The 21,068-nt window shown below is 72.6% G+C and carries 15 protein-coding genes; 6 read left to right on the forward strand and 9 right to left on the reverse strand.

Annotated features, from left to right (window positions below):
- Window positions 1-56 precede the first annotated feature (56 nt).
- Genes ABT294_RS28720 through ABT294_RS28730 form a run of 3 tightly spaced genes read left to right on the forward strand, consistent with a single transcriptional unit; the run spans window position 57 to window position 3,198 of the window.
- A complete protein-coding gene (locus ABT294_RS28720) occupies window positions 57-1,202 on the forward strand; it encodes a Gfo/Idh/MocA family protein (RefSeq protein WP_350809395.1) in 1,146 nt (381 codons plus the stop codon).
- Window positions 1,199-2,362 (forward strand): dihydrodipicolinate synthase family protein, encoded by a 1,164-nt coding sequence (locus ABT294_RS28725; RefSeq protein WP_350809396.1) that lies wholly within the window; start codon window positions 1,199-1,201, stop codon window positions 2,360-2,362. Before ABT294_RS28720 ends, ABT294_RS28725 begins: the two co-directional genes overlap by 4 nt.
- Window positions 2,359-3,198, forward strand: coding sequence for a sugar phosphate isomerase/epimerase family protein (locus ABT294_RS28730; RefSeq protein WP_350809397.1), 840 nt, complete (start codon window positions 2,359-2,361; stop codon window positions 3,196-3,198). Before ABT294_RS28725 ends, ABT294_RS28730 begins: the two co-directional genes overlap by 4 nt.
- Here ABT294_RS28730 and ABT294_RS28735 read toward each other — a convergent pair.
- The 3 genes from ABT294_RS28735 to ABT294_RS28745 all read right to left on the reverse strand — a co-directional run bounded on the left by ABT294_RS28735 (window position 3,168) and on the right by ABT294_RS28745 (window position 7,059).
- A complete protein-coding gene (locus tag ABT294_RS28735) occupies window positions 3,168-4,445 on the reverse strand; it encodes an MFS transporter (RefSeq protein ID WP_350809398.1) in 1,278 nt (425 codons plus the stop codon). The genes ABT294_RS28730 and ABT294_RS28735 overlap by 31 nt on opposite strands.
- A gap of 28 nt (window positions 4,446-4,473) precedes the next feature.
- Entirely contained in the window at window positions 4,474-6,078 is a 1,605-nt protein-coding gene (locus ABT294_RS28740; protein ID WP_350809399.1) for an amidohydrolase, read from the reverse strand.
- 102 nt (window positions 6,079-6,180) lie between these two features.
- Window positions 6,181-7,059, reverse strand: a complete 879-nt coding sequence (locus ABT294_RS28745; RefSeq protein ID WP_350809400.1) for an Lrp/AsnC family transcriptional regulator — start codon at window positions 7,057-7,059, stop codon at window positions 6,181-6,183.
- 41 nt (window positions 7,060-7,100) lie between these two features.
- Here ABT294_RS28745 and ABT294_RS28750 point away from each other — a divergent pair, with 41 nt between their 5' ends.
- The gene (locus tag ABT294_RS28750) at window positions 7,101-8,693 is read left to right on the forward strand and encodes a 5-guanidino-2-oxopentanoate decarboxylase (protein WP_350809401.1); all 1,593 of its coding nucleotides are present in this window, start codon (window positions 7,101-7,103) and stop codon (window positions 8,691-8,693) included.
- Between the two features lie 98 nt (window positions 8,694-8,791).
- Here the strand turns inward: ABT294_RS28750 and ABT294_RS28755 are convergent, their stop codons facing one another.
- The 5 genes from ABT294_RS28755 to ABT294_RS28775 form a co-directional block, all read right to left on the reverse strand.
- Window positions 8,792-11,419, reverse strand: a complete 2,628-nt coding sequence (locus tag ABT294_RS28755; RefSeq protein WP_350809402.1) for a PEP/pyruvate-binding domain-containing protein — start codon at window positions 11,417-11,419, stop codon at window positions 8,792-8,794.
- A gap of 189 nt (window positions 11,420-11,608) precedes the next feature.
- Window positions 11,609-12,544, reverse strand: a complete 936-nt coding sequence (locus ABT294_RS28760) for an alkaline phosphatase family protein (protein ID WP_350809403.1) — start codon at window positions 12,542-12,544, stop codon at window positions 11,609-11,611.
- A gap of 18 nt (window positions 12,545-12,562) precedes the next feature.
- On the reverse strand, window positions 12,563-13,336 hold the full coding sequence (locus ABT294_RS28765; protein ID WP_350809404.1) for a sugar phosphate isomerase/epimerase family protein: 774 nt from the start codon (window positions 13,334-13,336) through the stop codon (window positions 12,563-12,565).
- Window positions 13,333-14,334: a LacI family DNA-binding transcriptional regulator gene (locus ABT294_RS28770; protein WP_350809405.1), complete on the reverse strand. Its 1,002-nt coding sequence runs from the start codon at window positions 14,332-14,334 to the stop codon at window positions 13,333-13,335. Before ABT294_RS28770 ends, ABT294_RS28765 begins: the two co-directional genes overlap by 4 nt.
- A 66-nt stretch (window positions 14,335-14,400) precedes the next feature.
- Window positions 14,401-15,606 carry a hypothetical protein gene (locus ABT294_RS28775; RefSeq protein WP_350809406.1) on the reverse strand — a complete coding sequence of 402 codons (1,206 nt, stop codon included), beginning with the start codon at window positions 15,604-15,606 and terminating at the stop codon, window positions 14,401-14,403.
- 671 nt (window positions 15,607-16,277) lie between these two features.
- Here ABT294_RS28775 and ABT294_RS28780 point away from each other — a divergent pair.
- Window positions 16,278-17,441 carry a thiolase family protein gene (locus ABT294_RS28780; protein ID WP_502912151.1) on the forward strand — a complete coding sequence of 388 codons (1,164 nt, stop codon included), beginning with the start codon at window positions 16,278-16,280 and terminating at the stop codon, window positions 17,439-17,441.
- The gene (locus tag ABT294_RS28785) at window positions 17,438-19,540 is read left to right on the forward strand and encodes a 3-hydroxyacyl-CoA dehydrogenase NAD-binding domain-containing protein (RefSeq protein ID WP_350809408.1); all 2,103 of its coding nucleotides are present in this window, start codon (window positions 17,438-17,440) and stop codon (window positions 19,538-19,540) included. The genes ABT294_RS28780 and ABT294_RS28785 overlap by 4 nt, the downstream gene beginning before the upstream one ends.
- A 43-nt stretch (window positions 19,541-19,583) precedes the next feature.
- Here the strand turns inward: ABT294_RS28785 and ABT294_RS28790 are convergent, their stop codons facing one another.
- On the reverse strand, window positions 19,584-21,053 hold the full coding sequence (locus ABT294_RS28790; protein ID WP_350809409.1) for an amino acid permease: 1,470 nt from the start codon (window positions 21,051-21,053) through the stop codon (window positions 19,584-19,586).
- Window positions 21,054-21,068 lie beyond the last annotated feature (15 nt).

Genomic DNA, 21,068 nt, shown 5'->3' on the forward strand with positions numbered 1-21,068 from the left:
GCCTCCGGCGGCTCAGCCGTACCGTTCGGGAAAGCGCTTTCCCCGAAAGGATTCCCATGAGCGTGCGCACCATCGGCGTCGTCATGAACGGCGTCACCGGACGGATGGGCTACCGCCAGCACCTGGTCCGGTCCGTCCTGGCGATCAACGAGCAGGGCGGCGTCACGCTCTCCGACGGCACCCGCGTCACCCTGCGGCCGGTCCTGGTGGGCAGGAGCGCCGACAAGCTCGCCGCCATCGCCGCCACGCACGGCATCGCCGACCACACCACCGAGCTCGACGCCGCCCTCGCCGACGAGGCCAACCTGATCTACTTCGACGCCCAGGTGACCTCCGCCCGGGTGAAGTCCGTGCTCAAGGCGATCGACGCGGGCAAGCACATCTACGCCGAGAAGCCGACGGCCGAGTCGGTCCAGGAGGCGGTCGCGCTGGCCGAGGCGGCGGCGGCCAAGGGCGTCAAGAACGGCGTGGTCCAGGACAAGCTGTTCCTGCCCGGCCTCCTCAAGCTGAAGCGGCTGATCGACAGCGGCTTCTTCGGCCAGATCCTGTCGGTGCGCGGCGAGTTCGGGTACTGGGTGTTCGAGGGCGACTGGCAGGAGGCGCAGCGCCCCTCGTGGAACTACCGGGCCGAGGACGGCGGCGGCATCGTGCTCGACATGTTCCCGCACTGGCACTACGTGATGGAGAACCTGTTCGGACGGGTCGAGTCGGTGTACGCCAAGGCCGTGACACACGTCCCCGAGCGGGTCGACGAGCAGGGCAGGCGCTACCAGGCCACCGCCGACGACGCCGCCTACGGGATCTTCGAGCTGGCGGGCGGGATCGTCGCGCAGATCAACTCCTCCTGGACGGTCCGCGTCAACCGCGACGAGCTGGTGGAGTTCCAGGTGGACGGCACCGAGGGCAGCGCCGTGGCGGGCCTGCGCAACTGCCGTGTCCAGCACCGCGCCACCACGCCCAAGCCGGTCTGGAACCCCGACCTGCCGGCGACCGCCCGCTTCCGTGACGGCTGGCAGGAGGTTCCCGACAACGCCGACTTCGACAACGGATTCAAGATCCAGTGGGAGCGGTTCATCCGGCACGTGCTGGAGGACGCGCCCTTCCCCAACGACTTCGCCTCGGGCGCGCGCGGAGTTCAGCTCGCCGAGCTGGGGCTGCGCTCGTCCGCCGAGGGGCGCCGGATCGAGGTGCCGCAGCTGTGATGATCGACCTGCCCGGCGGCGCGTACACCCTGCGCGAGCCGGTGACCTGGCCGGTCGTGGAGCGTCCTGCCGCGAGCCGGGTCGTCTACGCCGCCGCGCACGTGGTGGCCGACCCGCTCGCCGACAACACGCCCGGCTCCCCCGCCGCCCTCGACTGGGACGCCACGCTGCGCTTCCGCCGCCATCTGTGGTCGCACGGCCTGCGCGTCGCCGACGCGATGGACACCGCGCAGCGCAACATGGGCCTGGACTGGGCGGCCACCCGCGAGCTGATCCGGCAGAGCGCCGCCGAGGCACGCTCCTTCGGCGACCCCGCGACCCTGGTGGCCTGCGGCGCGGGCACCGACCACGCGCCTGACGCGGCCGACCTGCACACGATCACGGCCGCCTACGCCGAGCAGCTGGAGACCGTCCAGTCGGCGGGCGCCGGGGTGATCATCATGGCGTCGCGGCAGCTCGCGCGGGTGGCGAGCGGGCCCCAGGACTACCAGCAGGTGTACGGCAAGCTGTTCGGGCTGGCCCAGCGGCCGGTGATCCTGCACTGGCTGGGTGAGATGTTCGACCCGCAGCTCGCCGGATACTGGGGCTCGCCGGACGTGACGACCGCCACCGAGTCGTTCCTGGAGCTGATCCACGCCCACGCCGCGATGGTGGACGGGGTGAAGGTGTCGCTCCTGGACGAGGAGCACGAGGTGCGGCTGCGTGCCGCGCTGCCCGAGGGCGTCAGGCTCTACACCGGCGACGACTTCAACTACCCGTCGCTGATCAGGTCGGGCTCGCACGCGCTGCTCGGCATCTTCGACGCGATCGCCCCGGCGGCCGCGGCGGCCCTGCAGGCCCTGGACGCGGCGGAGCAGGCGGAGGACCCGGCCGAAGCCGCCCGAAATTTCGCACTTTACGATGAGATCTTCTCCCCGACCGTCCCGCTGTCCCGGAAGATCTTCGAGACGCCCACCTTCCACTACAAGACCGGCATCGTCTTCCTGGCCTGGCTCAACGGCCACCAGGACGCCTTCGCCATGGTGAACGGCGCCCAGTCGGCCCGCTCGCTGCGGCACCTGGCCGAGGTGTTCAGGCTGGCCGACCAGGCGGGACTGCTGGCCGACCAGGAACTGGCCGTGCGCCGGATGACGTCGCTGCTGGCGGTGAACGGGCTTTGAGTCTCTCGCTGAACCAGTGGACGACCAGGCGCTGGTCGCTGGCGGAGGCCGTCGACGGGTGCGCCAGGCACGGCCTGGAGGCCATCGGCCTGTGGCGGGAGAAGGTCGCGGAGCAGGGGCTCGCGCGGAGCGTCAAGCTGGTGCGCGACGCGGGGCTGCGGGTGTCGTCCCTGTGCAGGGGCGGCTTCCTGACCTCGGGCGAGCCGGCCGCGCTCGACGACAACCGGCGCGCCGTCGACGAGGCGGCCGAGCTGGGCGCCGCCTGCCTGGTCATGGTGGTCGGCGGCCTGCCGGGCGTGCGGCCGGGCGAAGGGCTCACCGCAGGGTCCTCACGCGACCTCGCGGGGGCGCGGGAGCGGGTGGCCGAGGCCGTGAGCGTGCTCGCGCCGTACGCCGGTGAGCGGGGTGTGCGGCTGGCGCTGGAGCCGCTGCACCCCGTCTACTGTCCGGACCGGGCGGTGCTGTCCACGCTCGGGCAGGCCCTCGATCTCTGTCTGCCGTACCCGGAGGAGCAGGTCGGGGTGGTGGTCGACACCTTCCACGTGTGGTGGGATCCGCGGCTGTTCGACGACATCGCCAGGGCCGGCCGCCGGATCGCGTCCTACCAGGTGTGCGACTACCTGCACCCGCTACCGGCGGACGTGCTGCTCGGCCGGGGCATGATGGGCGACGGGGTGATCGACTTCGGGCCGATCACCCGGGCCGTCGCCGAGGCCGGATACGACGGCGACATCGAGGTGGAGATCTTCAACGCCGACATCTGGGCCGCCGACCCCGACGAGGTGGTCGCCACCATGAAGGCCCGCTACGCCGGGGTCGTGACCGGCTCCTCGTGAGGCCGCAGCCGGGCCGTGCAGACGACGCCGATCGCCGAGATCGCCATCAGCAGCGCGGCCACCGGCCAGAAGCCGCCGCCCGCCCACGCCGCGAGGGCGGCGGCGGCGATCGGCGAGAGACCACCGAAGATCATCGTGCAGAGCTGGTACGACAGCGAGATGCCGGTGTAGCGCACCCGGGCGGTGAAGCCCTCGGCGAGCACGGACGCGATGGGCCCGTACAGGGCGGACATCGCGAACCGCATGACCAGCAGAGCGAGGTAGATGAGCGCGACGCTGCCCGTCCCGAGGACGAGGAACTGCGGCACCGACAGGACGATCACCCCGACGAGCCCGGCGATGACCATGCGGCGCGGCCCGACCTTGTCGGCGTAGAACGACAGCACGGGCGTGGCCAGCAGTTCCACCAGGGCGGCCAGCGACAGGCCGTTGAGCAGCATCGACTCCGACAGGTGGTGCTGGCCGGTCCCGTAGGTCAGCAGGAACGTGGTCGTGATGTAGTACCCGCCGGTGGCGGTGGCCAGCGCGAACACGCCGAGCAGCACGGTGCGCCAGGAGTCGCGCAGCACCTCGCGCACGGGCGGCTGGTCGGAGACGGCACGCTCGGCACGCACCTGCCGCATCGCCGGTGACTCCTCCAGCTTCAGCCTGATCACCAGGCCGATGACGACGAGCACCGCCGACAGCAGGAACGGCACCCGCCAGCCCCACGACGCGAACGCCTCGTCGCCGAAGGACGTCATCACGCTGAACGCCCCCGTGGACAGCAGCGCCCCAACCGACGAGCCGAGCTGGGCGAACGAGCCGAAGAAGGCGCGGCGCCCCTCAGGGGCGTTCTCCACGGCGACGAGCACGGCGCCGCCCCACTCGCCGCCGAGCGCGATGCCCTGCACCAGGCGCAGCAGCACGAGCAGCAGCGGCGCCCAGGCCCCGATCTGCGCGTAGGTGGGCAGCAGGCCGATCGCGAACGACGCGACGCCCATCATCAGCAGCGTGGTGACCAGGGTGTTCTTGCGGCCGATCCGGTCGCCGATGTGGCCGAAGATGATCCCGCCGATGGGTCTGAGCAGGAAGCCGACCGCGAACGTGCCGAACGAGGCGACCGACTTGACGAACGGCGACAGGTCGGACGGGAAGAAGACCTGGTTGAAGACGATGGCGGCGGCGGTGGCGAAGGCGTAGAAGTCGTACCACTCGATCGAGGTGCCGACCAGCGCGGCCAGCGCCGACCTGCTCTTGTTGGACATCGGGGGGTCCTTCCGGGGAACGAAGGGGTCAGGCGGTCCAGGCCGGCCGGGCGCCGATCCAGGTCTGCTTGACGCGGATCGAGGCCAGCTCGGCGGGCGAGGCCGTGCTCGGGGCGCGGTCCAGGACGGTGAAGTCGGCGAGCTTGCCGGGCTCCAGCGAGCCGACGGCGTGCTCGCGGCGCAGCGCGCCGGCCGCCGCGGTCGTGTGGGCGCGCAGCCCGTCGGCGACGGGCAGCCGCAGCGACTCGTCGCCGAGGACGGTGCCGAGGACGGTCGTGCGGGTGGCGGCCGCGGCGACCGCCTCCAGCGGGTTCGGCTCGGCGACGGGCGCGTCGGAGCTGAAGACCACCGGCACTCCGGCGCGGGCGCACAGCCCGGCGGGGTTGTAGCGGTGGCCGAGCTCGCCGACGGCGGTGATGGTGCCGTCGCCGGTGCGCAAATGGTGCTGGGGCTGCATGACGGGGATCACGCCGAGCCCGGCCATCCGGGTGATCTGCTCGTCGGTGGGCAGGCCGCAGTGCTCGATCCGGTGCCGCCTGCCGGACGGGGGTCCCGCCTTCTCGACGGCGTCGAGGACCATGCCGATCGCGTACGGCGACTGGGCGTGGGTGGCGGTCTGCAGGCCGAGGCGGTGGGCTCGGCCGAGGAGGTCGATGTACTCCTCGGGCGCGTGGTAGAGCTGGCCGTGGTGGCAGCAGTCGGAGGCGTAGCCGTCGGGGAAGTAGGCGGTCCAACCGCCGAGCGTGCCGTCGGCGTAGAACTTGACGCCCGCGACGCGCAGCCGGTCGTCGCCGAGCTCTCCGGCCAGGCCGAGGTCGGCGGCGGTGTCGAGCAGCGCGGAGGTGAGGTAGGCCGAGACCCGCAGCCTGAGCGTGCCGTTGTCGCGCGCCCGCAGGTAGGTCTCCAGCTCGCGGCGCGACACCTGGGCGTCGCCGATGCTGGTCACGCCCGCCGCGAGGAACATCTCCTGGGCCCGGCGGACGTGGCCGGTCATGACGTCGGCGGGCTCGTCCAGGTGGAAGTTGGGGCCATGGTTGCTGATCTTGACGCCGTCGGGGCCGGTGAGCAGGTCGCAGGCGGCGTCCCACAGTTCGCCGTTGGGTTCGCCGCTCTCGAAGCGGACGATCCTGCCGCCCTCGGGGTCGGGCAGGCCCGCGGTGATGCCGTACTGCCGCAGCGCGTGGGTGTTGACGACGCCGCCGTGCCCGGAGGCGTTCATCAGGTAGACCTCGCGGTCGTCGGCGACGCGGTCGAGGTCGCGGGCGGTCGGGTGGCGCCGCTCGGCGAGGCGGCGGTGCTCGTAGCCGAAGCCGCGCACCGGCGTGCCGGGGGGCAGCCGCCTGGCCGCCTCGCCGAGCAGCGCGACGAGGCTGTCGATGTCGGGGGCGACCTCGGGCCGGCAGTCGACCCAGGCCAGGGCCTGGCCGTACATGACGGGGTGGCAGTGCGCGTCCACGAATCCGGGGTGGACGACGCCGCCGTCGAGGGCGACCTCCTCGTCCACCCGGCCGAGCACGGCGCGGCAGTCCGCCACGGTGCCCGCGTGCTCGATGCGCTCGCCTCGTACGGCGAGCGCCTCCGCGGGCCCGTCCGGCGTGATCACCGTGGCTCCGGCGACCAGCAGGGTCTTCATGCGCACCTCTCCCCTTCGCGATCAGCATGAATGCGATTCGATTGCGGAGAGCATGCGTAACAGATAAGTCGTTTGTCAAGTAAGCGTATGACAAACGAATCGTCAGTAGCGTTCCTTCACGAGTTCCGCGTGGACCCACGACGACAGGGCGCGGACGCCCTTCATCCCGCGCAGTTCCTCCAGTACCGCGATCACGTCCGCCAGCGACTCGGCCGCCACCGTTCCCACCAGGTCGGCACGGCCCATGCAGGCCGCCAGGTACGACACGCGCCCCCAGGACGACAGCCGCTCCACCAGCGCGGCCGCGTCCCCTTCGACGCTCAGCGCGAACCCGCTCAACTGCCCCATGCCCAGCACCTCCGGGCGCACCAGCGCCACCACCCTGGCCACCCCCGCGTCGAGCAGCCGCAGCGCCCGCACCCTGGCCGCGCCCGGCGACAGGCTCACCCGCTCGCCCAGCTCGGCGAACGGGATCCGGCCGTCGGCCTGCAACTCCTCCAGGATCCGGTGGTCGAGCTCGTCCAGCTGCAGGTCGGCCGGGGGGCCTGTGAGGGCGGTCGAGTCCTTGAGCACCCGGGTGTAGACCAGCGTGTCGACGCCGCGCACCCCCGGCAGGCCGCGCAGCCGCTCGATCGAGGCGGCCAGCGCGTCGAAGTCCGTCGCGCGGACCTCCGCGACGAGCGCGTGCGCGCCGACCGTCAGCGTGACGAACGGCGCCTCCGCCAGCTCGGCGACGGCCTGCGCCACCGGCCGGGCGGGGCCGTCCACGGTGACGGACGCGTGCGCGATGGCGGTCAAGCCCTTGACGGCCGGATGGACGATCGCGACGATCCGCACCGCGCCCGACGACAGCAGGCGCTGTGCCCGGGTGCGGGTCGCGGGGCGCGAGAGGCCCACGCGCTGGGCGATCGTCTCGAAGGTCAGCCGTCCGTCCGCCTGCAAGTGGCGGACGATCTCCAGGTCGGTGCGATCCAAGTCCACGTAGACAAAGGTAACGGGCGAAACGTAAGCTCGGCCGTACTATGGCGACCGAATCATCATTGACCGGCGCGGCTGCCGTGGTATCCGCGCTGCGCGACAACGGCGTCGACACCGTCTTCGGCATCCCCGGCACCCACAACCTGGAGCTCTACCGTCACCTGACGGGATCGGGCATCCGTCACATCGCCCCCAGGCACGAGCAGGGCGGCGGCTACGCGGCCGACGCCTACGCCAGGGTGAGCGGGCGTCCCGGCGTCTGCGTCACCACGAGCGGGCCAGGCCTGACCAACATCGCCACCGCGGCCGCCACCGCGTACGCCGACTCGGTCCCGCTGCTGGTCATCTCCCCCGCCGCGCCGCTCGGGCAGGAGCGGGCCGACATCGGCTGGCTGCACGAGGTCAAGGACCAGCGGGCCGCCATGGACGCCCTCTACGACCGCAGCGTCCGCGTGTCCTCCGCCGCGCAGGCCGTCGCCGTCATCCACGAGACGTTCGCCCGCTGGCGGGTGGAGCGTCCCCGTCCGGTGCACCTGGAGCTGCCGCTGGACGTGCTGGAGTCCGGCTGGGACGGGCGGGCTCCCGGCCCGCTGACGCCCGCCGCGCTGCGACCCCCCGCCGGCGTGCTGTCGGCCGCCGCCGAGGCGCTGCGCGGCGCCACCACGCCGCTGATCGTCCTCGGCGGCGGCGCCGTGAACGCGGGCGCCGCCGCCGCACGGCTGGCGGAGCTGCTCGGCGCGCCCGTGGTCACCAGCGTCAGCGGCAAGGGCGTCGTCCCGGAGAGCCACCCGCTCTCGCTCGGGGCGAGCGTCGCCCTCACTCCCGTGCGGGAGGCGATCGACGCGGCCGACGTGCTGCTGGTCGCGGGCAGCGAACTGGCCGACTCGGACCTGTGGGGCGAGCGCCTCCGCCCGCACGGCACCGTGATCCGGGTGGACGTGGACCTGCGGCAGCTGCACAAGAACGTCCCTGCGGACATCCCCGTCCACGGCGACGCCGAGACGGTCCTCACTCTGCTCGCCGACATGCTGGCCGGTTCCACCGGCACCGACGGGCTGGGCCGCGCCGCCCGGCTGCGGGAGGCGGCGGAGGAGGCGGCGATGTCGCTCGGCGCCCTCTGGCGGCCGGTGCAGGACGTCCTGCGCGGCTGCCTGCCCGCTGACACGATCGTGGCGGGCGACAGCGCGCAGGTGTCCTACATGGGGACGGTCCCGTTCTGGCCGATGGACGCCCCCCGGCGGTTCGTCTACCCGACCGGGTACGCCACGCTCGGGTACGCCGTCCCCGCGGCCATCGGGGCCAAGCTGGCCTGCCCGTCCCGGACGGTGATCGCGCTGGCGGGCGACGGCGGGACCCTGTTCAGCGTCCAGGAGCTGGCGGTGGCGGCCGAGCTGGGGCTGTCCCTGCCGGTCATCGTGATGAACAACCACGGCTACGCGGAGATCCGCGAGGAGATGCAGGGCCGCGACATCGCGCCGGTGGCGGTGGACATCGACGGCGTCGACTTCGCCGCCCTGGGCCGGGCGTTCGGCGGCCGGGGCGAGCGCCTGACCGACCTGACCGGCCTGCCCGGAGCCGTCAAACGCGCCCTCGACACCGACGGCCCGACGGTCATCGAGGTGGACATGGCGGGCTGAGGCCCGGTCTCCCCCAGGGGCAGCCGTCGGCTCCACGGGCTGGGCCCGGTTCGCCGGTGGCTCCGCGGGCCGACTCGCCGTGGTCCGCCTGTGGCCGGTCAGGTCGTGGCCGGTGGCTCTTCGGTGATCGTCACGGTGCCCGCCGCGCCGTTCACGGTGATCCGCTGGCCCGTGCTGATGCGGTGGGTGGCGTCGGGCACGCCGACCACGGCGGGGATGCCGTACTCGCGCGCCACCACCGCGCCGTGCGACATCGCGCCGCCCATCTCCATCACCAGCCCACCGGCCGTGAGGAACAGCGGCGTCCAGCCGGGGTCGGTGGACGGGCAGACCAGGATCTCCCCCGGCTCCAGGTGCGCCCCCACCGGGTCGAGCACCACCCTGGCCGGGCCCGTCACCGTGCCCGCCGAGGCCGCGGTGCCGGACAGCGCGCCCTCCTCCGCTGCCGTGACTGCCAGCGCCTCCGGCTCGGTGCCGTCGGAGAGCATGACCCTGGGGACGTGCCTGCGGCGCGCCTCCTGCTCGTGGGCCGCCCGCCGCTCGCGCACCAGGTCGCGCAGGTCACCCCCCGCCAGGGCGGACCGCGCCTCGATGAGGTTCAGGTAGAAGACGTCCTGGGCGGAGTCGAGCACGCCGAGCCCGGCCAGGTGCGCGCCGACGGCCAGCATGCTCTCGCGCACCGCCGCGAGCGTCTTCACCAGGTAGAACTTGGGCAGTTCGCGCAGCCCGGCGTACGCCCTGGTGCGGCGGAGCGCGAAGCGGGTCACGGCGGCCCGCGCGGCCCCCCTGCGGCGGGCGGCGGCCACGACGCGCGCCGCCGCCGACTCGGCCGCCGCCGCGCCTTTGGCGAAGAGGGCGTCGGGGGCCAGCTCACCCGCGTCCTCCATGCGCAGGTAGTTGGCCAGGACGCCGAAGATGTGCGCGGGCTCGTCGGACCAGCGCGGCACGCCCAGGTCGATCTCGGCGACGCCGCGGTGCCCGTACCGCTCCAGGAAGCGCGCGACGCCCTTCTGCGCCTTCGGCGGGAGCCGCCCGTCGCGGTAGAGGCGCACCAGCTCGCCGACCGGGTGCTCGCGGAAGGGCTCGGGCTCGACGCGGGTGGCCAGGGCCCACAGCTCCAGGTCCATCTCGGTGGTCGGGTTGTTGGGGACGCTGCGCAGCACGTCCTGCATCTCGCCGATCGGCACGCCGGACAGCCTGGACGCCAGCGCGAACAGCCCGTAACCGGTGATCACGATCGGCATGATCGAGACGATCACCGGGAAGGTGCCCCTGAGCATGCGCTCCGCGTGGTCCAGGCGCTCGTCCGGGCCGGCTCCGGCGGGGACGCGCAGCCGCCTGTCGAGCTCCGCGCCCAGCCGCCTGGTGTGACCGAGCGCCCGGCCCGGCCTGGTCAGCGCCTGTAGGACCCGGGCGGGCGCGTGCACGCGGCGGGCGAAGCGCGCCAGGCCGCGCGCGAACGGGCGGCGCGAGGCGTGGACGACCGACAGCCTCGGGTCCTGGACGAGCCGCTCCACCACGGCCGCGGCGCGCGCCTCGCCGAGGGTGAGCATCCTGGGGAGGACGGCCCTGCCCGCGCGGCTGCGTATCGCGGTGGTGATGTCGAACCACAGCCGCCGGCCCGACTCGGCGAGGAAGGGGGCGCCGTCGTGCGGGTTCTGGGGGGCGTAGCCGAACAGGCCGGCGCCGCCCGCGCTGATCAGCTTGAAGGCCGACAGGCCCATCGGGGTGAACGGCCCCATGACGCCCTGGGCGACGTTGATCGACAAGTAGACGCGCAGGCCCTCACGTCGTGTCTGGGGCAGCGGGTAGAGGGTGGTGATCGGCCGGGCCTGGGTGAGCCAGAGCGTGCCGCCCTCGTCGATCGCCCACTCGGTGTCCTGCGGAGCGCCGTAGTGCTCCTCGACGCGGACGCCGAGCGCCGACAGGGCCCGGACCTGGTCGTCCGTCAGGCAGAGGCCGTCGTGGGCGGCCTCGACGCGTTCGGTGCCGCCGCCGGGCAGCGAGCGGATCGTCAGGCGCTTGTCGCCCGCGTGACGGTCGAGGATGTCGCCCGTCGCCGAGTCCACGACGAAACGGTCGGGGTTGACCGCGCCCGAGACCACGGCCTCGCCGAGCCCGGGGTTGGCGTCGATGACCGACTCGCGCCGCCTGCCCGTCACCGGGTTGGCGGTGAACATCACTCCGGCGACCCGCGCGTCCACCATGACCTGCACCACCACCGCCAGCCGCACCGAGGCGTGGTCGATGCCGTTGGAGTCGCGGTAGGCGACGGCGCGGTCGGTCCACAGCGAGGCCCAGCAGCGGCGCACCGCGTCGAGCAGCGCCTGCTCGCCGACCACGTTGAGGTAGGTGTCCTGCTGACCGGCGAAGCTGGCGAAGGGCAGGTCCTCGGCCGTCGCCGACGAGCGGACCGCCACCGGCACGCTCTCACCGAGCCCGTCGCCGAGCCCCCGGTACGCCTCCAGGATCGCCTCCGCCACGGCCTGCGGCACCGGGGTCTCCAGCAGTCGTGCCCTGGCCGCCGCCGCCAGGTCGTGACCGGCCGCGATCACCTCGTCCAGCGCCGCGGCCTCGGCGACCTGGCGGTACGCCTCCGTGGTCAGCACCCAGCCCGGCGGGACGGGCAGCCGCGCCCTGGTCAGCTCGCCCAGGTTGGCCGCCTTGCCGCCGACCTCGGCGAGCATGGCCGCGTCGATCTCGGTGAACCACAGTGCCGTCTTCATCAGGTGCGCTCCCGGCGTTCATCGTCCCGCCACGAGTGTCGCCCCTTCCGGAAAAAAATTCAACAGGCGATGAATGGCGGCCGGAGGCCGACATTCATCCGGACCTGCACACATCCACAGAGCCGCTCCCAGACCGCAGGACGCCAGCACAGAACTGGTCTGCAAAGAAGACGTCGGGATCGGGGAGTGTCAGAACCGGAGCGGGACGCCGTCGAGACCCCACGACGGGTCCGGCTCGATGCCGAACTGGGCGAGGGCGGTCGGCCCCACGTCCACCAGCCTCGGCTCGCCGAGCGGGGCGCCGCCGAGGTCCTCGCCCAGGCGGCCGGCGATCACGAAGACCGTGCGCTCCTCGTCGGACACGCCCCCGTGCCCACCCTCGTCCACGTGCCCGTGGTCGGTGGTGACCAGCACCGTCCACCGCTCCCCGGCGAAGGACGAGCGCCGGCGGACGGCGTCGAGCAGCCGGCCGAGGTAGGTGTCCTGGAGGTGCAGCGCGTCGGCGTACTCCTGGCAGAGCGGGCCGAGTTCGTGCGCGACCTCGTCGGTGTCGCCCAGGTAGACGAAGACGAGGTCGGGATCGGCCTGCGCGAGGTGGCGCTCGGCGGCGTCGGCGACCTGCTTGTCGGCGCCCGCGAAGGTGAGCGCGTACCCGTCGAGCACCAGGCGGGTGTCGATGGCGGCGCTGAACGCGCCGTGCTCGTCGAGCGCGGCCCAGGAGAAGAACGCGGCGGTGTCGAGCTCGGGCCGGGTCGCCTTGGCGCGGGTCAGGAAGTCCGGATACGCGGCGAACCGCTGGCCGGCGAAGCCGTTGTCGACCACGCCGTGCTTGTCGGGCCACACCCCGGTCGCGATCGACGACCATCCGGGCCCGGAGTCGGTGCGCGACCTGATCAGCCGGAGGCCCTCCCGCCGCTCATCCGGCGTCGCGCCCTCCTCCGGGACGACCTGCCCCGGAGACTCGGTACGCGGCGCGGCGGCCTCGCCGTACGGCAGCCTGCTCGTCCCGTACGCGCCGGACGACATCAGCCCGCCCAGGACGGGCGGGGCCACAGCGGTGACGCGGTCGAACCGCAGGCCGTCCATGCCCACGACGAGCACCTTGTCACGCACGGGGTTGAACACGGGGACTTCCTTCCAGGACTAGGGAGCGAAGCGCCGCACCCAGGCGGACGCCCCCGGAAGGATCTCCTCGACCGGGGCGACCTGGGGGTACCAGGTGCGCTCCCACTCCAGCGACACCCACCCGTCGTAGCCCGCCCCGTGCAGCAGGTCCCCAGCTTCGTCCAGAGGCACCGACCCTGTCCACATCGGCACCGGCGTCGTGTTCTCAGCCGAGACCGCGTCCTTGACCTGGACGTAGGCGAGGTGGGAGCCGAGCGCGGCGAGCGTGTCGGCGGGGGCCTCGCCGTTGCGCCACGGGTGCAGCAGGTCCCAGATCGCGCCGGTGGTGTCGGGGCTGGCGGCCTCGTCGAGCAGCCTGGCCACGGCCGCGCCGGTGGCCATGAGGTCGTGCGTCTCGACGAGCGCGCGCACGCCCAGCTCGCGGGCCGTCCCCGAGACGGCCTTGAGCCGGCGCGCGCCGACGGCTGGGTCCTCGCCGCGCGGGAACACCCGCACGCCCGGAGCCCCGAGGTCGGCGGCGAGGGTCAGGTCGGCGAGCAGCGCCTGGACGACCGGCTCGTCCGGCCCCGGCTCGCACACCCTGACGTATCCGGCGAGCGCCGATATCTCCAGGCCCGCCCGTTCGACGCGGTCGCGCACCGACCGGCGCTCTTCTCCCGTGAGCCCGCTGTGCACACCGGTGTCGGGGTGCAGGCGCAGTTCCAGCCCCTGGCACCCGTTCACGGTGGCCACCTCGATCGCCCTGTCGAGCCCCTCGCCCGGCATCCCGAGCGTGCTGACCGCCAGCCTCATCGCGCCTCCCGCACGTCCCGCACGCTCTCGCGCAGGACCACCTCGCCCGTCACCTGTTCCACCACGGCCGCCTCCTCCGCCGTCAGCGCCAGCTCCAGCGCCCGCGCGCCCATGTCCTTCAGCGGCAGCCGCACCGTCGTCAGACCGGGCACCTGGTCGCGGAGCGTGGCGATGTCGTCGAACCCGGCCACCGAGACGTCCTGCGGCACCCGGACGCCCCGCTCCCTGTACGCGGCGAGCGCGCCCACCGCCATCACGTCGTTGACCGCGAACACGCAGGTCGCGTCGCCGGTCTGGCTCGCCGCCGCGTAGCCGCCGTCGCGGTCGAACGCGCCGTGGACGACGCGCGGCTCCGGCAGCCCCAGCTCGTCCAGCGCCTCGACGAAACCGGCGCACCGGTCGGCGGCGGTCATCAGCTGCGGCGGCCCGGCCAGTACGGCGAAGCGCGTGTGGCCGAGCTCGGCGAGCGCGCGGGCCAGCGCCGCCGCGCCCGCGCGGTTGGCGGGCGCGACCGTGTCGACGCCGAGCAGGTCCTGTCCCACGCAGGCGACCCGGCCGCCGCTGTCGAGGTAGCGGGCGATCTCCTGGCGGAGCCGCCCGGTGACCTCGGGGTCGGCGACGCGCGAGCCCGCGAGCAGCACGGCGCGCACCCGCTGCGCGTGCAGCGTCGCCACGTAGGCGATCTCCTGCTCAGGGTCGCGGTGCGTGGTGCCCACCATGACGAGCAGGCCCTCGCCCGCGGCCGCGCGCATCGTCCCGTCGGCCAGCGCGGCGAAGTACGGGTCGGTCAGGTCGTGGACGACCAGGCCGATGACGTTGCTCGCCCCGCGGGCCAGTGTCTGGGCCGCGATGTTGGCGCGGTAGCCCAGTTCGTCGGCGGCCCGTTCGACACGGGCCCGCAACTCCGCGCCCACCTGGCGGGTGCTGCCGTTGAGCACGCGCGAGGCGGTCGCGAGCGAGACGCCCGCCTGCCTGGCGACGTCTTCAAGCGTGACCACGAGACCTCCTGGAAAGCGGTTTCCCAGTGTGCCAGACCGGCACCTGGGTCCGCATCCTTACATGTCTCAGGCCCAGGGGAACAGGTAATCAAACAGACCCTTCTGGCTCTGGGTCGGGGTCGGAGCCGGCTGCTGCGTCGCCGGCGGCTGGGTGGTCTCCTGCTGCTCGGGCTTCGGCTGCTCGGTCTCGCGCTGCTGCTGCCGCACGGTGGTGTCGTCCGAACTGTCCTTGATCGACGTCTTCGCCTCGGACGTGGGCCGGTGGGTCGGCCTCGCCGACGTGACGCTGGTGCGGGTGGGCGTCGGGCGCGCGGACGGCTCGCGGGTCGGACGGACCCTGGTCGCCGTTGGGACCGGCGCCTTGGTCTGCGAGATCTCGGGCTCCGGCGTGTCCGACTCCGTGGGATCGGCCGGGGGCTCCTCGGTCTGCTCGGTCTCCTCCGGAGTCGCGGACTTCTCCGGCGTGCCGACCTGCCCGACGCTGGCGCAGTGGCCGCCCGAGCACAGGTCGTCCGAGGACGTGCTGGTCAGTATCCAGCCCGCGCCCGCGCCCAGCACCACGACCGCGGCGGCGGCCACGACGAGGAGCTTGGTCCGGCGGCGGACCTCCTTGTCCCCCTGCTCGACCCGGTCGCCGTCGGGGTCGGACCAGCCGGAGCCCAGGAAGCCGCGCCGGGGGGCGTCCTGGTCGTCATCGTGGGCCTCGTAGCCCTTGTCGAGCGGCAGGTAGGCGGGGTCGTCGCTGTCGGCGAACCGGTTGTCGCGGGCGGCGTCGCCGTCGGTCCGGAAGGCGCCGGAGTCCGAGCGGAAGGAGTCGTCATCCGAGTGGAAGGAGTCCGAACGGTAGGCGTCGCCGTCGGTGCGGAAGGCGCCGGAGTCCGAACGGTAGGCCTCGCCGTCAGTGCGGAAGGCGCCGGAGTCCGAGCGGTAGCCGTCGACGTCCGCGCGAAGGGGGTCGCCGTCGGTCCGGAAGGTGTCGGCGTCCGAGCGGTAGGGGTCGGCGTCCGAGCGGTACAGGTCAGCGTCCGGGCGGACGGCGCCGACGTCCGCGCGGGACTTGTCGGCGTCCAAGGGGTCGGCGTCCAGAAGGTCGGGGCTGCCGGCACGCGCGGAGTACGCCTCGCCCTCGGTGTACTGCGGGCCGCCCGCCTCCTGCGGGACGTACTTCTCGGGGACGCCCGTGTCGGGCGGCAGGATGTAGGTCTCGTTGCCCGACACCACGATGGCCGGCTGCTCATCGGTGTCGTCCGTACTCCAACGGGGCGACAACACGTCGCCGGTCATCTCCGGGTTTAACGGCCTCCCCTGCGCATCCTCATACGGCCTGTCGTTCTCGTCGCGCGCCACGGTGGACCTCTCTAGTACGAATGCGGACCGTGACCTTTCATAACAGATTCGACCACCTTTTGTCCGGAAATTTCACTCCAACACCTCACTTTTCTTCCATCACATGGCCTGTCAACCGTTTCAGCGCCCCCTCGATCGGGTAAGGCCCCCCGGTCACGCCACCGTCCCGCCCTTGACCGCCCCTCTGACAACCGGGCCTGGTCCGCGAGTCGGGCCAGCAGGCCCTGGCCGACGTCCTGGGCGCGGCCGCCCAGGCGCTCGCGCCGGCGAGCCTGGTGGCCGGGGTGTGCTTCGCCCTCTGGTGGGCACGTGACGCACTACTGGGGATGCTCGCGCGGCCGGGGGGATCACCTGGCGATCCGTGGGATCCCGGTCGCGGCGCGCCTCCCCGGAAGGGCGCGGCGCTCTGGACGGGCGCGACCATGGCTGTCGCCGCCCTGGTCGGAGCCCGCGCCCACCTCTGGACGCCGGCGACCGCGGTGCTCTACGCGCTGCTGGCCGCCGTCCTCGTCTGCACGCTGGTTACTGACGAGTAGCATAGGCGGGGAACCCCATCCAGAACGAGGAGCGATTCCGTGCCTTCCTCTCGTGACGTCGTGTTCGTCGACGGCGTGCGCACGCCTTTCGGCCGCTCGGGACCGAAAGGGCTGTACGCGGAGACCCGCGCCGACGACCTGGTCGTCCGCGTCATCCGCGAGCTGATCCGGCGCAACCCGGACCTGCCGCCCGAGCGTGTGGACGAGGTCGCGATCGCCGCGACCACCCAGATCGGCGACCAGGGCCTGACCATCGGCCGCTCGGCCGCCGTGCTGGCCGGGCTGCCCAAGACCGTGCCCGGCTACGCCATCGACCGCATGTGCGCGGGCGCGATGACCGCGGTCACCACGGTCGCGGGCGGCATCGCGTTCGGCGCGTACGACGTGGCGATCGCCGGCGGCGTCGAACACATGGGACGCCACCCGATGGGCGAGGGCGTCGACCCGAACCCGCGCTTCCTTTCTGAGCGGCTGGTCGACCCGAGCGCGCTCGTCATGGGCATGACGGCGGAGAACCTGCACGACCGCTACCCGACGATCACCAAGGAGCGCGCGGACGCGTACGCGGTGCTGTCGCAGGAGAAGGTCGCCAAGGCGTACGCCGACGGCAAGATCCAGGCGGACCTGGTGTCCACCGCGATCAGGACGGCCGAGAAGGGCTGGGGCCTGGCGGTCGAGGACGAGGCTCCCCGCCCGGGCACCACCATGGAGGCGCTGAGCGGGCTGAAGACCCCGTTCCGCCCGCACGGGCACGTCACGGCGGGCAACTCCTCCGGCATCAACGACGGCGCCACGGGCTGCATCGTGGCCGCCGCTCCCGCCGCCGAGGAGCTGGGCCTGCGGCCCAAGATGCGGCTGGTGTCGTACGCGTTCGCGGGCGTGGACCCCGAGGTGATGGGCGTGGGGCCGATCCCGTCCACGGAGCGGGCGCTGCGGCTGGCCGGGCTGTCGATCTCCGACATCGGCCTGTTCGAGATCAACGAGGCCTTCGCCGTCCAGGTGCTGGCCTTCCTGGAGCACTTCGGCCTCGCCGACGACGACCCGCGCGTGAACGCCTACGGGGGCGCGATCGCGTTCGGCCATCCGCTGGCCTCCTCGGGGGTGCGGCTGATGACGCAGCTGGCCAGGCAGTTCGGCGAGCGCCCCGACGTGCGCTACGGCATCACCACCATGTGCGTCGGCATGGGCATGGGCGGCACCGTGATCTGGGAGAACCTGGCATGAGCAACCTCGTGGAACTCGACAGCTGGCGCTCGCTGCTCGCCGAGCGCGACACGGACGAAGTCGTCACCAAGGCCCTGGTACGCGACGTGGAGCTGCCCGGCGGGGCGGGCACGATGGCCCTGATCACCCTCGACAACGGCTTCGACCACACCAAGCCCAACACGTTCGGCCCGCGCGGCCTGTTCGCGCTGAACGGCGCGATCTCCGAGATCGCCGCGCGCACCGACCTGGTGGCCGTGGGCGTCACCGGCAAGCCGTTCATCTTCGCCGTCGGCGCCGACCTCAAGGGGGCGGCCACCCTGGCGACGCGCGAGGAGGCGCTGGCGATCGGCGCGCTGGGGCACCACGTGTTCCGGCGGCTGGGCGAGCTGCCGATCCCGTCGTTCGCGTTCGTGAACGGCGCGGCGATGGGCGGCGGGCTGGAGATCGCGCTGCACTGCACGTACCGGACGATCTCCTCCGGGGTGCCGGCCGTCGCGCTGCCGGAGTGCTTCCTCGGCCTGGTGCCCGGGTGGGGCGGCACGCAGCTCCTCCCCCGCCTGATCGGCCCGGCTGACGCGATCAAGCTGGTGATCGAGAACCCGCTGTCGCAGAACCGCATGATCAAGGGGCCGCAGGCGTTCGAGCTGGGCGTCGCCGACGCGATGTTCGAGCCGGCCGACTTCCTGGAGGAGTCGCTGCGCTGGGCGTCGCGGGTCCTGAAGGAGGACGTCACCGTCGAGCGGGCCTCGCACGACGGCGACGACTGGGACAAGGCGGTCGGCGACGCGCGCTTCCTGGTGGACCTGAAGCTGCACGGCGCCTCCCCCGCGCCGTACCGGGCGCTCGACCTGATCTCCCAGGCCCGCACGGCCTCGCGCGACGACGGCTTCGCGGCCGAGGACGAGGCCCTGGCCGACCTGCTGATGAGCGACGAGCTGCGGGCCGGGCTCTACTCCTTCGACCTGGTGCAGCGGCGGGCCAAGCGGCCGGCCGGAGCGCCTGGCAAGGAACTGGCCCGCAAGGTCACCAAGGTCGGCGTGGTCGGCGCGGGCCTGATGGCCTCGCAGATGGCGCTGCTGTTCGCCCGCCGCCTGGAGGTGCCGGTCGTGCTGACCGACCTCGACCAGGCCAGGCTCGACAAGGGCGTCGGTTACGTCCACGCGGAGGTCGACAAGCTGCTGGCCAAGGGCCGGGTCTCGGCCGACCAGGCGAACCGGCTCAAGGCGCTGGTCACGGGCTCGCTCACCAAGGACGCCTTCGCCGACGCCGACTTCGTGATCGAGGCCGTCTTCGAGGACCTGGCCGTCAAGAAGCAGGTGTTCCGCGAGGTCGAGGCGGTCGTGTCGGCCGAGTGCGTGCTGGCCACCAACACCTCGTCGCTGTCGCTGACGGAGATGGGCGCCGAGCTGGAGCGTCCCGAGCGGCTGGTGGGCTTCCACTTCTTCAACCCGGTGGCCGTGATGCCGCTGCTGGAGATCGTCAAGGGCGCCTCGACCGACGACGCCACGCTGGCCACGGCCTTCTCGGTCGGCAGGTCGCTGAAGAAGTCGTCGGTGCTGGTCAAGGACGCTCCGGCGTTCGTGGTGAACCGGCTGCTGACCCGCTTCATGGGCGAGGTCGTGGCCGCCGTGGACGAGGGCACGCCGCTGGAGGTGGCCGAGCACTCCCTGGACGACCTCGGGCTGCCGATGACGCCGTTCGCGCTGCTGCAGCTCGTCGGCCCGGCGGTCGGCCTGCACGTGGCCGAGACGCTGCACGAGGCGTTCCCCGGCCGGTTCGGCGTGTCGGAGAACATGGCCAAGCTGGTCGCGTCCGGCAAGCCGGGGGTCTACCGTCCGGACTTCTCGCTCGACCCGGAGGCGGTGGCGCTCTTCGCGGGCGGCACGTCGCCCTCGACGGCCGCCGAGGTGCGGCTGCGGGTGCTGGAGGCGCTGGCGGAGGAGGTCAGGCTCATGCTGGACGAGGGCGTGGTCGCCGCCGCGCAGGACATCGACCTGTGCATGATCCTCGGCGCGGGCTGGCCGTTCCACCTGGGCGGGATCACCCCGTATCTCGACAGGGCCGGCCTTTCCGACCCGCGGTTCCTGCCGCCGGGCGTGGCCTCGCTGCCCGCCTGACCGTGGAAGGCGCCGGACGTCCCGCCGGCGCCTTCTTCCCCGCTCAGGTGGCCGAGCTGTCGGTCCTGGCCGCGCGGCTATGGCCGTACCCGTACGCGAAGTACAGCACCGAGCCGACGATCATCCAGATCAGGAACCGCAGCCACGTCTCGATGGGCAGGTTCAGCATCAGGTAGAGGCAGGCCAGCACCGACAGGATCGGCAGCACCGGCACGAACGGCGTGCGGAAGGCGCGCGGCAGGTCGGGCCGCGTGCGGCGGAGGATGATCACACCGGCCGAGACCACCACGAACGCGAACAGCGTGCCGATGTTCACCAGCTCGGCCAACTCGCTCAGCGAGATGAACCCCGCCAGCAGCGCCGACACCACTCCGATGATCACCGTGAGGCGGGCGGGCGTGCCGAAGCGGGGATGCACCTTCGCCATCGGGCGCGGCAGCAGCCCGTCGCGGCACATCGCGAACAGCACCCGGGTCTGCCCCAGCATCAGGATCATCACCACGGTGGTCAGGCCCGCGATCGCGCCGATGCTGATCAGCGCGGCCGCCCAGTGCTGGCCGACCGCGGTGAACGCGTCGGCCAGCGGCGCCTTGATGCTGAGCTGGTCGTAGCGCTGCATGCCCACCACGACCAGCGAGACCGCGACGTACAGCACCGTGCAGATGGCGAGCGAGCCGATGATGCCGCGCGGCAGGTCCCGCTGCGGGTTGATGGTCTCCTCCGCGGCTGTGGCCACGACGTCGAACCCGATGAAGGCGAAGAACACGACCGCCGCCGCCGAGAAGACGCCGATCACGCCGTACGCCACGGGGGTGACGCCGAACAGCACCTGGATCAGCGGCGCCTTCAACCCCGCCACCGCGGGCGTCGCCTGCGCCGGCGGGATGAACGGCGAGTAGTTGGCGGCCTTGACGAAGAACAACCCGGCCACGATGACCAGCAGGATCACCGCCACCTTGATGGTCACGATGACCAGGTTGACCCGCGACGACAGCTTGATCCCCGCCACCAGGATCACGGTGAGGATCAGTACGATGATCATGGCGGGCGCGTTCACCACAGGGTTCTCGCCCGCGATCGCGTCGGGCAGGTGGACGCCGATCGAGTTCATCAGGGACGCGAAGTAGCCGGACCAGCCGACCGCGACCACCGCCGCGGCCAGGGCCATCTCCAGCATCAGGTCCCAGCCGATCACCCACGCGGGGAACTCGCCCAGCGTGGCGAACGAGAAGGTGTACGCCGACCCGGCCACCGGGATCGTCGAGGCGAACTCCGCGTAGCAGAGCGCGGCCAGCCCGCAGACCACGCCCGCGACGACGAAGGAGAGCGCCACGGCCGGGCCCGCGGTCTGCTTGGCCACCTGCCCCGTCAGCACGAAGATGCCGGTGCCGACGATGACGCCGATGCCGAAGACCGTCAGGTCGACGGCGGTCAGGCGCTTTCGCAGCCGGTGCTCGGGCGCCTCCGTGTCGCGGATCGACTGCTCGACGCTCTTGGTGCGAAAGATATCCACGGTCGGTGATCTGCC

Source organism: Nonomuraea sp. NPDC000554 (genome assembly GCF_040300065.1).
Classification (GTDB): domain Bacteria; phylum Actinomycetota; class Actinomycetes; order Streptosporangiales; family Streptosporangiaceae; genus Nonomuraea.

What these genes read in the sequence shown, in the direction of transcription:
- ABT294_RS28720 (WP_350809395.1), top strand. Translation starts at nt 57, where the DNA reads ATGAGCGTGCGCACCATCGGCGTCGTCATGAACGGCGTCACCGGACGG.
- ABT294_RS28735 (WP_350809398.1), bottom strand. Translation starts at nt 4,445, where the DNA reads ATGTCCAACAAGAGCAGGTCGGCGCTGGCCGCGCTGGTCGGCACCTCG.
- ABT294_RS28740 (WP_350809399.1), bottom strand. Translation starts at nt 6,078, where the DNA reads ATGAAGACCCTGCTGGTCGCCGGAGCCACGGTGATCACGCCGGACGGG.
- ABT294_RS28750 (WP_350809401.1), top strand. Translation starts at nt 7,101, where the DNA reads ATGGCGACCGAATCATCATTGACCGGCGCGGCTGCCGTGGTATCCGCG.
- ABT294_RS28755 (WP_350809402.1), bottom strand. Translation starts at nt 11,419, where the DNA reads ATGAAGACGGCACTGTGGTTCACCGAGATCGACGCGGCCATGCTCGCC.
- ABT294_RS28765 (WP_350809404.1), bottom strand. Translation starts at nt 13,336, where the DNA reads ATGAGGCTGGCGGTCAGCACGCTCGGGATGCCGGGCGAGGGGCTCGAC.
- ABT294_RS28785 (WP_350809408.1), top strand. Translation starts at nt 17,438, where the DNA reads ATGAGCAACCTCGTGGAACTCGACAGCTGGCGCTCGCTGCTCGCCGAG.